At 75.3% G+C, this 13,657-nt stretch carries 14 protein-coding genes; 9 read left to right on the top strand and 5 right to left on the bottom strand.

The genetic code is table 11. The features are described 5' to 3' along the window. The first annotated feature begins 27 nt into the window (after nt 1-27). Complete coding sequence (locus KDY119_RS17980) at nt 28-1,416, top strand: APC family permease (RefSeq protein ID WP_227994428.1); 1,389 nt, start codon at nt 28-30, stop codon at nt 1,414-1,416. Here KDY119_RS17980 and KDY119_RS17975 read toward each other — a convergent pair. Together KDY119_RS17975 and KDY119_RS17970 are read right to left on the bottom strand one after the other, a co-directional pair. Then, entirely contained in the window at nt 1,355-1,879 is a 525-nt protein-coding gene (locus KDY119_RS17975) for a hypothetical protein (RefSeq protein ID WP_051137031.1), read from the bottom strand. The two genes, KDY119_RS17980 and KDY119_RS17975, sit on opposite strands and share 62 nt — an antisense overlap. Then, nucleotides 1,876-3,069 carry a molybdopterin-dependent oxidoreductase gene (locus KDY119_RS17970; RefSeq protein WP_153022617.1) on the bottom strand — a complete coding sequence of 398 codons (1,194 nt, stop codon included), beginning with the start codon at nt 3,067-3,069 and terminating at the stop codon, nt 1,876-1,878. Before KDY119_RS17970 ends, KDY119_RS17975 begins: the two co-directional genes overlap by 4 nt. Before the next feature lie 112 nt (nt 3,070-3,181). On the opposite strand from KDY119_RS17970, the gene KDY119_RS17965 reads away from it, so the two are divergent. The 3 genes from KDY119_RS17965 to KDY119_RS17955 are packed head-to-tail and all read left to right on the top strand — an operon-like array spanning nt 3,182 to nt 6,596. Further along, a complete protein-coding gene (locus KDY119_RS17965) occupies nt 3,182-4,597 on the top strand; it encodes a glycosyltransferase family 87 protein (protein WP_051137032.1) in 1,416 nt (471 codons plus the stop codon). After that, nucleotides 4,594-5,457: an MTAP family purine nucleoside phosphorylase gene (locus KDY119_RS17960; protein ID WP_153022616.1), complete on the top strand. Its 864-nt coding sequence runs from the start codon at nt 4,594-4,596 to the stop codon at nt 5,455-5,457. The genes KDY119_RS17965 and KDY119_RS17960 overlap by 4 nt, the downstream gene beginning before the upstream one ends. Continuing rightward, on the top strand, nt 5,454-6,596 hold the full coding sequence (locus KDY119_RS17955; RefSeq protein WP_153022615.1) for an NAD-dependent epimerase/dehydratase family protein: 1,143 nt from the start codon (nt 5,454-5,456) through the stop codon (nt 6,594-6,596). Before KDY119_RS17960 ends, KDY119_RS17955 begins: the two co-directional genes overlap by 4 nt. 70 nt (nt 6,597-6,666) lie before the next feature. Here the strand turns inward: KDY119_RS17955 and KDY119_RS17950 are convergent, their stop codons facing one another. Next, a complete protein-coding gene (locus KDY119_RS17950) occupies nt 6,667-8,148 on the bottom strand; it encodes an HNH endonuclease signature motif containing protein (protein ID WP_153022614.1) in 1,482 nt (493 codons plus the stop codon). Nucleotides 8,149-8,309: 161 nt separating this feature from the next. Between KDY119_RS17950 and KDY119_RS17945 the strand changes: the two genes are divergently transcribed. The 4 genes from KDY119_RS17945 to KDY119_RS17930 are packed head-to-tail and all read left to right on the top strand — an operon-like array spanning nt 8,310 to nt 10,850. Continuing rightward, on the top strand, nt 8,310-9,032 hold the full coding sequence (locus KDY119_RS17945; protein WP_051137034.1) for a siderophore-interacting protein: 723 nt from the start codon (nt 8,310-8,312) through the stop codon (nt 9,030-9,032). A gap of 54 nt (nt 9,033-9,086) precedes the next feature. Continuing rightward, nucleotides 9,087-9,683, top strand: coding sequence for a molybdopterin-dependent oxidoreductase (locus KDY119_RS17940; RefSeq protein WP_036955557.1), 597 nt, complete (start codon nt 9,087-9,089; stop codon nt 9,681-9,683). A 2-nt stretch (nt 9,684-9,685) separates the two neighbouring features. Continuing rightward, nucleotides 9,686-10,510, top strand: a complete 825-nt coding sequence (locus tag KDY119_RS17935; protein ID WP_227994427.1) for a ferredoxin reductase — start codon at nt 9,686-9,688, stop codon at nt 10,508-10,510. A gap of 25 nt (nt 10,511-10,535) precedes the next feature. Then, the gene (locus KDY119_RS17930) at nt 10,536-10,850 is read left to right on the top strand and encodes a DUF6510 family protein (protein ID WP_227994426.1); all 315 of its coding nucleotides are present in this window, start codon (nt 10,536-10,538) and stop codon (nt 10,848-10,850) included. A 125-nt stretch (nt 10,851-10,975) separates the two neighbouring features. Here KDY119_RS17930 and KDY119_RS17925 read toward each other — a convergent pair whose 3' ends face one another. Further along, complete coding sequence (locus KDY119_RS17925) at nt 10,976-11,803, bottom strand: aldo/keto reductase (protein ID WP_036944170.1); 828 nt, start codon at nt 11,801-11,803, stop codon at nt 10,976-10,978. Between the two features lie 25 nt (nt 11,804-11,828). Next, on the bottom strand, nt 11,829-13,019 hold the full coding sequence (locus KDY119_RS17920; RefSeq protein ID WP_036955559.1) for an MFS transporter: 1,191 nt from the start codon (nt 13,017-13,019) through the stop codon (nt 11,829-11,831). 153 nt (nt 13,020-13,172) lie between these two features. Between KDY119_RS17920 and KDY119_RS17915 the strand changes: the two genes are divergently transcribed. Continuing rightward, nucleotides 13,173-13,643: a MarR family winged helix-turn-helix transcriptional regulator gene (locus tag KDY119_RS17915; protein WP_036955896.1), complete on the top strand. Its 471-nt coding sequence runs from the start codon at nt 13,173-13,175 to the stop codon at nt 13,641-13,643. Nucleotides 13,644-13,657: the final 14 nt, after the last annotated feature.

Here is a 13,657-nt window from a genome sequence, read left to right as displayed (position 1 = left end):
TCCGCGACCGAGGAGCTGAGCCCAGCGGTGACCCGACCCGACCATCTGGCCCCCGAGGCGCCGTCCGCGCCCGAGGGCGGGCTGCACCGGACCCTCTCCCTGCGGCACCTCGTCGTCTACGGGCTCCTCTTCATCGGCGTGACCGCCCCCATGGGGACGTTCGGCGTGCTGGACGCACGCAGCGACGGCGCCGTCGCGCTGGTGTTCCTCGTGGCGACCCTGGCGATGGCGTTCACCGCCTGGTCCTACGCGCGCATGTCGGTCGCGGTGCCGCGCGCCGGTTCCGTCTCGGCGTACGCGACCGCGGGGCTGGGGCGCCGCGCCGGCTTCATGGCCGGCTGGATGATCGGCCTGGACTACCTGTTCATCCCGAGCCTGGCGGCGCTCTTCACGGGGATCGCGAGCCACGCGCTCCTGCCCACGGTCCCGGTGTGGGTGTTCACGACGGCGGCGGTCGTGATCATCACGGCCCTCAACCTCGGCGGGGTCAGGCTCGCGGCGACGGTGGGCATCGTCTCGCTCGCGGTGGAGATCCTCATCCTGGCGGGCTTCTGCGTGGGCGCCGTCGTCGTCCTCGTGCACGACGGCCCGGCCCGGCCGTGGCTGTCCCCGCTGACCGGACTCGACTCGTTCACGCTCACCGGCGTGCTCGGGGCGGTCTCGGTGGCGGCGCTCGCCTTCCTGGGCTTCGACGCGATCGCGACGTTCGCCGAGGAGACGACCGGCTCCCCGCGGCGCGTCGGCCAGGCCCTGATCTTCTGCCTGGTGCTCGCGGGCGTCCTCTTCGTCCTCCAGACCTACCTGGGCGCCCTGCTGATGACGACGACGCCGGCCGAGCTCGCCGCGCACCCCGAGGAGCAGGGAACGGTCTTCTACACGATGATCGGCGACTCGATCGGGTCGTGGTTCGGCACGACGGTCACCACGGCGCGCGCGGTGGGGCCCGTGCTGTCCGCGCTCGTGGCGCAGGCCGCGGTGAGCCGGCTGATGTACGGCATGGCGCGCGACGGGCAGCTCCCGGCCGGGCTGGCGTCGGTGAGCCGCCGCACGGGGGTGCCTCGCGTGGCGATCGTCGTCTCGGCGGTCGCGACGCTCGTCATCGCCGTCGCGGCGGCCCTGAAGTCGGACGGGCTGGACCTGCTCTCGTCGATGGTCACGGTCGGCGCGCTGACGGCTTTCGTGTTCCTCCACGTCGCCGTCGTCGGGTACTACGTGGTGGGCCGGCGCACCGAGCGGCGGGTGCTGCACACCGTCGTGCCCGCCGTCGGGGTGGTCATCGTGGTCGCGGTGCTCGTCCTGGCGAGCCACCTCGCGCTCGAGGTCGCCGGGGTGTGGCTCGTGCTGGGGCTCGTCGTCATGGTGCTTCGCGCGCGGCGGGAGGCTCGCGCCTCCGCCGCACCCGGTCGCGCAGGCTGAGCGCGACGGTCCCCGCGACGGCGACGCCGGCGAGCACGGCCCAGGTGAGGACGAGCCGCCGCCCGTAGTCGCCGGGGACCACGGTGGGATTCGCTGCGCCGAGGGACCGGGCGTGGAGCTCGGGCAGCACGACGAGCGTGAGGACCCCGCCGACGACCAGGCACGACGTCACGAGCGGACCAGTCCCACGCGGGGCGCGCCACCGGTGCCCGCGGATCCCCGGGCCGGCCAGCCGACGGAGCACGAGCCCGCCACCGGCCAGGGCGACGGTCACGAGGGGCACGAGGACGCCGTCGTGCAGGACGACTCCCGCGACGAGCCAGACGGCGAGCGAGCGGAGCTGGGAGGGGTGCAGCGCGGTGAGCTTCACCGCTCCCACCCCGAGCCCGACGGCGCCCGCCGCGACGAGGAGCAGGCGGACGGTCCGCAGGACGCGCGGGGGCGGCGTCGACGGCGCGGTCACGTCGTCTCCACGCGGGTCAGCCACTTCGTCTGCAGGACGCCGGGCCGGGCGGGCGCGATGAGGCGGGCCGGGTACCCGTGGTCGAGGTCGAGCGGTTCCCCGCCGAGCTCGAGCGCCACGAGCGTGCGGGGGTGGTGCGCGAACGCCGGCTCGAGGTCGCTGGTCCGGTAGGGGCCGGAGGGTTCGAGGCTCGTGACCCGTGCCCCCGTGCCCGACGGCGCGTCGACGAGCGCCAGGAGGTCCGCTACCCGCACGCCCCGCCAGCGGGCGAACGTCGTCCAGCCCTCGACGCACGCGATCGGCAGCTCGACCTCCGTCTGGGGCAGCGCCGCGAGCTCGGCGCGCGTGAGGGCGACGGACCGTGCGCCGTGCACGACGGTGAGCGTCCACGCGGGGTCCGTCGCGGCGTCGTGCACGCGCGCTGCGGCCGCCGTCTTGTTCACCGGGAGGCCCTGCGGACCCAGCCCCTGGACCCGGGGCGCGAACAGGTTGGTGCGGCGCAGCACCCGGAACGACTGGCCGGCGGTGAGCAGGACCACAGCCGCCACGCCCGCGCCGACCGCGACGAGGAGCCCGCGCCGGGTCGTGGTCTCTGCGGTCGTCGACCCCGCGCTCACCTGCCCGCCCGAGACGGCCCGCTCCCGTCGCCGGTGCCGGACGATCGTCGGGAGCTGCGCGGCGACGTGGATCGCGAGCGCCCCCACGACGACCCAGGCGAGGGCGTAGTGCGTGCCGCGGAACGGGAAGTGCCACGGGTACCACTGGTACGTGTTGAGCAGGCCCGTCGCGACCTCGACGAGCGCCGCGGCGACGAGCACCCCGACGAGGCCCCGCTCGACGGCGTGGACGAGCCCGCGCACGGGCGGCCACTGGAGCAGGCGCGGGTAGACGGTCCAGAGCTTGGCCAGCAGCAGCGGGACGCTCGCGATGCCGGTGGTGACGTGGATCCCCTGCGTGAGCTGGTAGAGGTTCGACGGCCAGGTCGGGAACCGCATCCAGGGCAGCGGGTCCTGCAGGAAGTGGCTGTAGAGGCCGGTCACGAAGCACACGACGAACGCGGTGCCGAGCAGGCGTCCGACCACGACGGCGGTGCGCGGCGACCGCGCGGGGTGCTGCAGCGGTGCGGCGGCCCGGTCGGAGGCCGCGCGGCCGCGCGCGTCCACCGTGTCACGGAGCCGGTCGAGCCTCATGGTCCTCATCGTGCGGCGGACGCCCGCCTGAGGAGGCCCGCAGTTCTTACGGTCCGCGAACGGGGAGCCGATTCCGGCCGGTCGAGCTCGGGGTGCACGGCACGATCGGAAGGTGCGCCACGCCCGACCCCTCTCGACCGCAGCCTCGACCGCCCTCGCGGCCCTCGCCGTGGTCACCGTCGTCGCGGTCGTGGTGGTGGGCACGCACGTGCACGGGTTCGCGCACGCGGACCGGGGGCGCGCCCTGGCCGCGATCGGCGCGGGCTGGGTGGTGCTCGCGCTCGCGCTGCTCGCGCTGCGGCGGGTGCCCGAGCGGGCCGTGGTGCCGCTGGTGGTCGCGGGCTCGGTCGCCGTCGGGCTGGCCGCGCTGACCGGGCCGCCGAACCTCAGCACCGACTCGGCGCGCTACGCGTGGGACGGGATCGTGCAGGACGCCGGCACGTCGCCGTACGCGTACGTCCCGACGGACGACGCGCTCGCGCCGCTGCGCACCGACTGGCTGTTCCCGACGCCGTCGGGCACGGACGCCGACGGCGTGGCCGTCTGCCCGGCCGAGCGGATCGACCCGACGACGAGCGTGCCGTCGGGCGAGCCGCTGTGCACCGCGATCAACCGCTCGCACGTCCCGACCATCTACCCGCCCGTCGCCGAGGCCTGGTTCACTGCGGTGCGGGCGCCCGTGCCGGCGTCGGCGGCGTACTGGCCGCTGCAGGTGGGCGGGTTCGCCGTCAGCCTCGCGATCACGGGAGGGCTGCTCGTGGCCCTGCGACGGCGCGGCCTCGGTGCGCGCTGGGCCGCGGTGTGGGGGTGGTGCCCGTTCGTGGCGTCGGAGGCGGTGACGAACTCGCACGTCGACGTTCTCGGCGCGGGCCTGGTGCTCGCGGCGACGCTCGCGTCGACGCGGTCGGCCGGGGCGCGGCGCGCGCTCACGACGGGTGCGCTGCTGGGCCTCGCCGTCGCGACGAAGCTCGTCCCCGCGATCGCCGGTCCGCCCCTGCTGCGCCGCGACGGGTGGCGGACCGCCGGGGTCGCGCTCGCGACCTTCGTGCTCGTGTACGTCCCGTACGTCGCCGGCGCCGGGACGGGGGTGCTCGGGTTCCTGCCCGGCTACCTCGACGAGGAGGGCTACGACAGCGGCAACCGGTTCGCGCTGCTCGGGTTCCTGCCCGGCACGACGGCGACGGTCGTCGCGGCTGCCCTCCTCGGCGTCCTCGTCGCCTGGTGCTGGTGGCGCGCCGACCCCGACGCCCCGTGGCACGCGCAGGTCGTGCTCGTCGGCGGCACGCTGCTGCTCGTGAGCCCCTCCAACGCCTGGTACGCGCTGCTGCTCGTGCCGCTCGTCGCGCTCAGCCACCGCTGGGAGTGGCTGGTCGTGCCCGCCGCCCTCGCGGTCGGCGAGCTCTACCCCCGGATGGTCGCGGTGCGGCCCGCGGTGGGGGTCGCGCTCCTCGTCGTGCTCGCCGTCGCGGTCGTCCGTGCACTGCGTCCCGCCCGTTCCTTCCCCCGTCTCGTCTGGAGCCCCGCATGAGCGACCCGTCCCTGCCCGTGCCCGCCGTCGCCGTGATCGGGGGCTCCGGGCTGTACCGGCTGTTCGAGCCGGGAACCGCGCGCGAGGTCGACGTCGCGACCCCGTACGGGCCGCCGTCCGGCCCGGTGAGCGTCGGCACCTTCGGCGGCCGTCCGGTCGCGTTCCTCGCGCGCCACGGCGCGGGCCACGCCCTCCCGCCGCACCGCGTGAACGCCCGCGCGAACCTGTGGGCGCTCGCGTCGCTCGGGGTGCGCGCGGTCGTGTCGTCGACGGCGGTCGGCTCGCTCGACCCGACGCTCGCGCCCGGGGTGTTCGTCGTCCCGGACCAGCTGATCGACCGGACCACCGGACGCGCGGACACCTACTTCGACGGGGCCCCGGGCGGGGCGTCCGGCGTCGAGCACCTCGCCGCCGCCGACCCGTTCTGCCCCCAGCTCCGGGCCGTCGCGCTCGAGGCGCTGCGCGCCGCGGGCGAGGAGGTGCGCGACGCCGCCACGACCGTCGTCGTGCAGGGGCCCCGGTTCTCCACCCGCGCGGAGTCCCGGTGGTACCGGGCCGCGGGCGCCGACATCGTCAACATGACCCAGTACCCCGAGACGGTCCTCGCGGCCGAGCTGGGGCTGGGGCTCGTCAACCTCTCGTTCGTCACGGACACCGACGCCGGCGTGCTGCCCGGGGAGGCCGACGCCGCGGACGCAGCCCTCGTGCTCGAGCGCATGGCCGCCGCGCAGCCGCGCCTGCTCGCGCTGCTCGGCGCCGTCGTCGCCGCGGTCCCCGACGACTACGAGGCGCGCGAGCTCGTGCCGCGCACGGCGAGCCGGCGGGTCCTCGCGCTCGCGCCCGTGGACGGCGCGGCGTGAGCGGGCTCCTCGTCGTCACGGGCGGCGCCGGGTTCGTCGGGACGCCGACCGTGCGTGCGGCGCTCGACGCCGGGTGGCGCGTCCGGGTCGTCGACGCGCTGCGGCCCGACGTCCACCCGGGCGGGCGGGTGCCCGAGGCGTTCCGGGCGCTCGCGGACTGCCCGGACGTGGAGCTCGTCGTCGCGGATGTCCGGGACCCGGGTGCCGCGGACGAGGCCGTCGCCGGTGCCGACGCGGTCGTCCATCTCGCGGCGAAGGTCGGGCTGGGGCTCTCGTTCGACGACGCCCCCGACTACGCCGCGAGCAACGGGACGGGCACGGCGTGCGTGCTCGCCGCGATGGCCCGGGCCGGGGTCGGGCGCCTCGTGCTCGCGTCGTCGATGGTCGTGTACGGGGAGGGCCGGTACGTCACGGCCGCGTCCGACGGCGGTCCTGCGGTCGACGGCGTCCCCCGCCAGCCGCCGAGCCGCCAGCCGCCGCCGCGCCGGGTCGCGGACCTCGAACGAGGCGTGTTCGACCCGCTCGACGAGGACGGCCGCCCCCTCGTCCCGGTGCTCGTCACGGAGGACGCCGCCCTCGACCCGCGCAACGTGTACGCGGCGTCGAAGCTCTTCCAGGAGCACCTCGCGTCGTCGTGGGCACGCAGCACCGGCGGCACGGCCGCGCTGCTGCGGTACCACAACGTCTACGGGCCGGGCCTGCCCGCCGGGACCCCGTACGCTGGCGTCGCGGCGCTGTTCCTCGACGCGCTCGAGCAGGGACGCGCGCCGCGCGTCTTCGAGGACGGCGGGCAGCGGCGGGACTTCGTGCACGTCGACGACGTCGCGGCCGCCAATCTCGCGGCCGTCGCCTGGGCGGGCGGCGGGAGCCCGGGCGAGCGGGCCGGCGTCGCGCGCGGGTTCAACGTGGGCAGCGGCGAGGTGCGCACCGTCCGGGAGCTGGCCGCCGCGCTCGCCCGCGCGACGGGGGGACCGGCGCCGGTCGTGACCGGCGACTACCGGCTCGGCGACGTGCGGCACGTGACCGCCTCGTCAGCGCGGCTCCGCATCGAGACGGGCTGGCGACCCGGCGTCGCGTTCGACGACGGCATCAGACAGCTGGCCGCCGCGCGTGGCAGGAGTCGCGCCGTCGTCCGCTGAGCTCCGGGCTCCGGGCTCCGGGCTCCGGGCTCCGGGCTCCGGGCTCCGGGCCCGACGCTCCGGGTTCGGGTCAGAACGGGGGCGGTCTCGTGTTGTCGCGGTTCCTCGCTGCCGGCGGCGACCCGCCGGGTAGGTCGCCTCCCGCGACCGCACGTGCTGAGACGCCACGTGCCGACCCGTCCGGCGGGTCGCTCCCGACCACGACCGCAGGCGGCACGACGTGCTCCCGACCGGTGGGTGAGGTCCAGACGGCGTCGTGGGTGCGGTCGTCGACGCGGACCTGCCAGGACGTCTCGTGCTTGAGCCGGTGGTGACGCCGGCACAGGTGCAGGAGGTTGGCCGCGTCGGTGGCGCCGCCGTCGACGAACGCGGTGACGTGGTCGGCGTCGCAGCGAGCCGCCGGCCGACCGCAGCCCGGGAAGCGGCACGTGCCGTCGCGGACGGCGAGGTGACGTCGCAGGTCCGCGGGCACGGCGTAGGAGGTGCGCCCCACGGACAGGACGGCCCCGGTCTCGGGGTGGGTGAGGATCCGGGTGAACGACGGCGCGGCGGCGGCGAGCTTCCGGGCCACGTCGGGACTGATCGGCCCGTACCCCTCGAGGGTGGCGGGCTCGCCGCCGCCGAGGAGCGTGAGCACCGGGACGGTGACCGCGACGCGGGGCGTCAGACCGCGGGCGTGGTGCGCGAGCGCGTCGTCCGTGCCAGCAGCCACACCGCCAGCACCTGCCCTGGGGTCGGTGCCGGGGGTGTCGAGCAGGAGCGCGGCGAACGTGTCGGTGCGCAGCTGGTCGGGGGTGCGGGGTTCGTCGGGGCCCGCGAGCGTCCGGGCCGCGTGGTCGAGGCGGTCGAGGATCGCGTGCCCCTGCACGGCGGGCAGGAACGCGCTGAGCCACGCCATCCCGTCGGGTGCCGGGTCGAGCCGCACGCAGCGGTCTGCTGCGGCGCGCTGGTGGCGCTCGGCGAGGGCCTCCGGGTGGGCGAGCTCGCGGGCGCGCCGCGCCCGCCGGCCGAGGCCGGTCGGCGTCGACGTGGCCGCGAACGGGAGCACGGCGGCCTCGACGGCCGCACGGGCCGGTGCGTCGAGCCCGTCCGTGTGGTCGGCGATCACCTGGGCGTGCCGGTACGACAGGGTGCCCTCGGCCATCGCGTCCAGGGTCCGGGGGAGCTCCTCGACCAAGACCTCGGCCTCGTCCACGAGCCGGGACGTCGTCGTCTCGGGGAGCTGGAGCGCGGTCGCGAGGTCGGCCACGAAGGCACGGTGCGCGAGCTCGGCTCGCTGCTCCGTCAGCGGCGAACGCGCCGCGGGCGACGCCGGGTCGAGCAGGGCCACCTCGGCGACCGGGACCTGGCGGCGCGCGGTGTTGAGGATCAGCGTCCGCAGGGCCGTGAGCCGGCGGATCGCGTGCTCCACCTCGACGACCGCCGTGATCGCGCGGTCCATGAGCTCCGCGCCGGCGGGCCCCCGTTCGCCCCCGGCCACGTTCTCGAGGGCGGCGGTCTGCGGCAGGCGCGCCGCGGTGGCGTCCATGGCGAGCGGCTCCGACGAGGTCATGCGACCAGTCAACACCGACCCACCGACACTCACTCGAACAGGTGTTCGAACTCGCGGGATCGCCACGGCTCCGAGGTGGACGAGCGTGCGCAGGGAAGTGGGTGGGCACCAAATAAGGCAAGCCTTGCCTAACGTGCCACGACGGGCTAACGTCCGGGCCCATGGCGGCGAACTGGCAGCGCGGCGTCCTCCGAGCGATGGGCGTCCACAACCACCCCCTCGAGGTCGTCGGCGTCGAGGACGTCACGCCCTGGTACCGGCGCCTGCGCGTCAGCGCGCCGAGCCTCGTCGCGACGCTCGAGCCGCACCCCACGATCTGGCTGCGCCTGTGGGTGCCGTCGCTCAAGAAGGACATGCTCGTGCAGCGCGGGTACACGATCCTCGACGTCGACCACGACGCCGGGCAGCTCAGCCTCGAGCTCGTCCTGCACCAGCCGGAAGGTGCGGCTGGCGTGTGGGGGAGGGACGCCGTCGTGGGGTCCACGGCCGAGGTGGCCATCACGACGCAGAAGCACCGGGTGGACCTCGCTGCCGGCACGGTCGTCCTGGCCGGCGACACCACCGCCGTCCCCGCGGTGCGCAGCGTCCTCGACGCGCTGTCGCCGACCACGCGCGCCGTCGTCGTGCTGGCGGACGCCCACCCCGATCGCACGGACCTCCCGCTCCCCGAGCGGGAGAACACGAAGCTGACCTGGGTGGAGAGCGCCTCGGACGTCGTCGCGGTGCTCCGGGAGCACCACGTCGACCCCGCCGACGCGTACGTCTGGGCGGGCGGCGAGCGCCGCCTCGTCAAGGCGGTGCGGTCGTACGCGCGCGACCTCGGGGTCGCCCGCGACCGCCAGTACACCCAGGCGTACTGGATCGAGGGGCGCGACGGCGGCTGAGTTCGCCCCATCGAAGGTCTGGCGGGTCGGGCGCGGCGCACTTAGCGTGGGCCCATGACCCTCACCCCGGGGTTCCAGGGACGACCGCGACCGACCGGCGTGGCGCTGCCGCCCGGCCAGTACGAGGTCACCGACTTCCCCGTCCTGTCCGCCGGCCCCACCCCGCGCGTGCCCCTGGAGACGTGGGAGCTCGTCATCCGCAACGAGGAGGGCGCCGACTGGCGCTGGTCCTGGGACGAGCTCGTGCGCCTCCCGCAGGAGGACGCGCACGTGGACCTGCACTGCGTCACGCGGTGGTCGAAGTTCGGGACGAGCTGGCGCGGCGTGAGCCTCGACGTGCTGCTCGCGGACGTCACGTCGACGGCCCAGCACGCGCTCGTCGGCTGCTACGGCGGGTACACGACGAACCTCCCGGTCGCCGACCTGCTGGGCGGCAAGGCCTGGATCGCCCACACGTACGACGGCGCCCCGCTGGCCCCGGTGCACGGCGGCCCGGCCCGGCTCCTGGTCCCGCACCTGTACCTGTGGAAGTCCGCGAAGTGGGTCCGCTCGATCCAGCTCCTGCGCGACGAGCAGCGCGGGTTCTGGGAGCAGCTCGGCTACCACGACTACGGCGACCCGTGGCGCGAGCAGCGCTACCAGGGGGACTGACCGTGGCTGCGCCGTCGGGCGGGGTGGAGCTGGGGACCGCGGGTGCGCCCGCGCCCGCTCGCCTGGGGGAGCGGTTCTCGACGACGCGAGGCTGGCGGGTCGCGACGCTCGCCTCCGCGCACGCCGAGAGCGCGACCGCGCGGACCCTCGAGCTCGACGTCCCCGACTGGCCCGGCCACCTCGCGGGCCAGCACGTCGACCTGCGTCTGACCGCACCCGACGGGTACACCGCCGAGCGCGCGTACTCGCTGTCCTCGGCGTTCGACGCCGGCGCACCGGGCCGGGTCGCGGTCACCGTCCAGCGTGTCCACGAGGGCGAGGTGTCGCCCTACCTGGTCGACGCGTTCGAGCCCGGGCAGATGATCGAGGTGCGCGGTCCGGTCGGCGGGTGGTTCGTCTGGGAACCGGGTTTCGCGGACGCGGCGCCGGTCCTCCTGATCGCGGGCGGGTCGGGGATCGTGCCGCTGATCGCGATGGTGCGGGCGCGCCGGGGTGCGGGGAACCGAACCCCGTTCCGGCTCCTCTACTCGGTCCGCACCCCCGACGACGCGATGTTCACGGACGAGCTCACCGGCGTCCGTGGCAGGGCCGACGGCGTCGAGGCCCAGGTCTTCTACACGCGCAGCGCCCCGCTCGACGCGCCGCGCGAGGCCCGGCGGATCGGCCTCCAGGACGTCGCCGCCCACGGCTGGCCGCCCGAGCTGCGGCCCGTCTGCTACGTGTGCGGGCCGACGGGCTTCGTCGAGGCCGTGACGCGGATGCTGCTCGCGCTCGGGCACGACCCGGCCGCGATCCGGGCCGAGCGCTTCGGGCCCGCGGGCGACTGACCGGCGTCGGACGGAGGAGGGACCCATGGCCCAGGACGCGATGGTGCAGGAGGGCGCGCTCGACCCGGGGGACGGGCACGTCGACGGGAACGCCGTCGCGGGGGCGCTCGCGGCCGTGTTCGTCCCCGAGATCACGACGGCGCTCGTCCGGTGCGGCGCCTGTGGGGACGCCGGACCCTTCGCGGCCCTCATGGTGTGGGCGCACGGACCCGGAGTCGTCGGGCGGTGCCCGTCGTGCGAGGCGGTGCTGCTCCGCTACGTCGCGACGCCCGGCCGGGTACGCGTCGACCTCAGCGGGATCGCGGAGCTCGAGCTCGCCTCTGTGGGATCCGGCCGCTGAGCGGCCCACGCTCTGGCTCGGTCGAGGCCCGGCGATCCGTTCCGTTCGACGACCGCGACCGGGCCGAGGTCTCGTGACCAACCGATCGCGCTCCGGGCGGGTACCCCGGAGCGCGGTCGGGTCGGTCAGCCGTTGAACGCGTCGGGGTGCGGGCCCGTGCGGTCGCCGGCGTCGAGGGCGTCGACGACGGCGAGCTCGTCGGGCGTGAGCTCGAACCCGAGCACGTCGAGGTTGGCGACGATCCGCGCCGGGGTCACGGACTTCGGGATCACGACGTTCCCGGACTGGAGGTGCCAGCGCAGGACGACCTGGGCGGGGGTGACGTCGTGCGCGACGGCGATCCGGGCGACCGCGGGGTCGTCGAGGACGGCGCCCTGCGCGAGCGGGCTCCACGCCTCGGTGAGGATCGAGTGCTCCTGGTGGTAGGCGCGCAGCGCGCGCTGCTGGAGCGCGGGGTGGAGCTCGACCTGGTTGATCGGCGGCAGCTCGCCGGTTGCAGCCAGGAGCGCGTCGAGGTGGGCGGGCTCGAAGTTCGAGACGCCGACCTCGCGCACCAGCCCGGCGTCGCGCAGCTCGAGGAGCTGCTCCCACGCGCCGACGTACTCACCGCGGCCCGGGGCCGGCCAGTGGATGAGGTACAGGTCGAGGGCGTCGAGACCGAGCCGCTCGAGGGTCGCCTCGTACGCGGGCCGGACCTGGCCGGGGCCCAGGTCGTCGACCCACAGCTTGCTGGTCACGAAGACTTCGTCGCGGGGCAGGCCCGACGCGGCCAGAGCGCGTCCGACGCCGCGCTCGTTGCCGTAGATCGCGGCCGTGTCGACGGAACGGTACCCGGTCTCGAGGGCGGCCGACACGGCGGCGGTGGTCTCGTCGTCGGGCACCTGGAAGACGCCGAAGCCGAGCTGCGGCATGGCGGTGCGTCCGGCGAGGCTGACGTGGGGCATGGTGCTCATCGTTCTTCTCCGAGGGTTGGTGGGGTCAGGAGGCGGTCGACAGCACCGGGGTGGGTGCGTCGTGGTGGGTGGCGCGGCGTTCGAGCAACGTCGCGACGGCGAGCGCGGCGAGGCCGGCGAGCGTGACCAGGGCGCCTGCGCCGAGCGGCGCGGCGTAGCCGAGGCCGAGGGTGATGGTGAGCCCGCCCGCCCAGGCCCCGACCGCGTTGCCGATGTTGAACGCGGCGATGTTGGCGCCGGAGGCGAGCGTGGGGGCCCGCACGACGTGGCGCATGATGCGCATCTGCAGCCCCGGCACCGTGGCGAACCCGAACACCCCCATGAGGACGAGTCCGACGATCGCTGCGACCGGGTTGGACGCCGTGGCCGCGAACACCGCGAGGACGACGGTCAGCGCGGCGAACAGGCCGAGCAGGGTGGGGGCGAGGGCGCGGTCGGCGAGGCGCCCGCCCGCGTAGTTCCCGACGAACAGCCCGGCGCCGAACAGTACGAGCAGCCACGGGACCGTCGCCGGGGCGAACCCCGAGACCTCGGTCAGCGTGTACGCGATGTAGGTGAAGGCGCCGAACATCCCGCCGTAGCCGAGGATCGTCACCACGACGCTCCACCAGACCTGCGGGGACCGGAACGCGGTGAGCTCGGTGCGGAGCGCGGCGGGGCGGGCGGCGTCGCGGGTCGAGGGAACCAGCACGACGATGCCGACGAGCGCGACGACGCCGATGGCGGTGATGGCCCAGAAGGTCGCGCGCCAGCCGTGCTGCTGCCCGAGGAACGTCCCGAACGGGACGCCGAGGACGTTGGCCGCGGTCAGGCCGGAGAACATGAGGGCGATCGCGGACGCGCGTCGTTCCGGGCCGACGAGGCCCGCGGCCACGACCGAGCCGATCCCGAAGAACGCGCCGTGGCACAGGGCGGCGAGCACGCGCCCGGCGAGCAGCGTCTCGTACCCGGGGGCGATCGCGGACAGCAGGTTGCCGGCGACGAACAATCCCATGAGGCCGACGAGGACGGTCTTGCGGTCGAACCGCGTGACGGCTGCGGTCAGGGCGACGGCCCCGACGGCGACGGCGAGGGCGTACCCCGAGATGAGGTAGCCGGCGATGGGTTCGGTGACGTCGAGGTCGGAGGCGACCTCGGGGAGGAGGCCCATGATGACGAACTCGGTGAGCCCGATGCCGAACCCGCCGACGGCGAGCGCGAGCAGTGCGAGAGGCATGACGGCAGCTCCGGGACGATCGAGGATGCCAACTGCGTTGGCGGATAGAAGGCGTGTGCAGTAGTTGCACACGCGCTGTATTAGATAGTTGCACGCGCGGGATAAGCGCGCAAGCGGTATGCTAGGTGTCACACACGGGACGAGGTGTTCGACATGGGGATCGCGGACGACGCGGTGGAGATCAGGGCGCGCGGCTGGCGCACCCTCGCCGCGCTGCACGGGCTCATCGAGGCCCGCCTGGAGCGCGCGCTCCAGAGTGAGCACGGGCTGTCCGTCGTCGAGTACACCGTGCTCGACGCGCTCTCCCGCCAGGACGGCTGGCACATGCGCATGCAGCAGCTGGCGCGGGCCGCCGCCCTCAGCGCGTCCGCCACCACCCGGCTCGTGACCCGCCTCGAGGACCGCGGACTCCTCACGCGCATCCTCTGCGCCGACGACCGTCGCGGCATCTACACCGAGCTCACGCCCGCGGGAGAGCGGCTCCTCGCCGCCGCGCGGCCCACCCACGACCGTGCTCTCGCGAGCGCACTGGGCGAGGCGGCCGACGTCCCGGAGCTCGCCGGCCTCGTCGGGGCGCTCGCCGACCGCGAACTCCTCGGGGCACCCGAGGCAGCGGTCGTCTAGTCGCGAAGCCTGCG

The sequence above is a fragment of the Luteimicrobium xylanilyticum genome (assembly GCF_009429125.1).
Taxonomy (GTDB): domain Bacteria; phylum Actinomycetota; class Actinomycetes; order Actinomycetales; family Cellulomonadaceae; genus Luteimicrobium; species Luteimicrobium xylanilyticum.
Note: the sequence above shows the minus strand (reverse complement) of the source record. Positions and strands in the feature narration are given on the sequence as shown.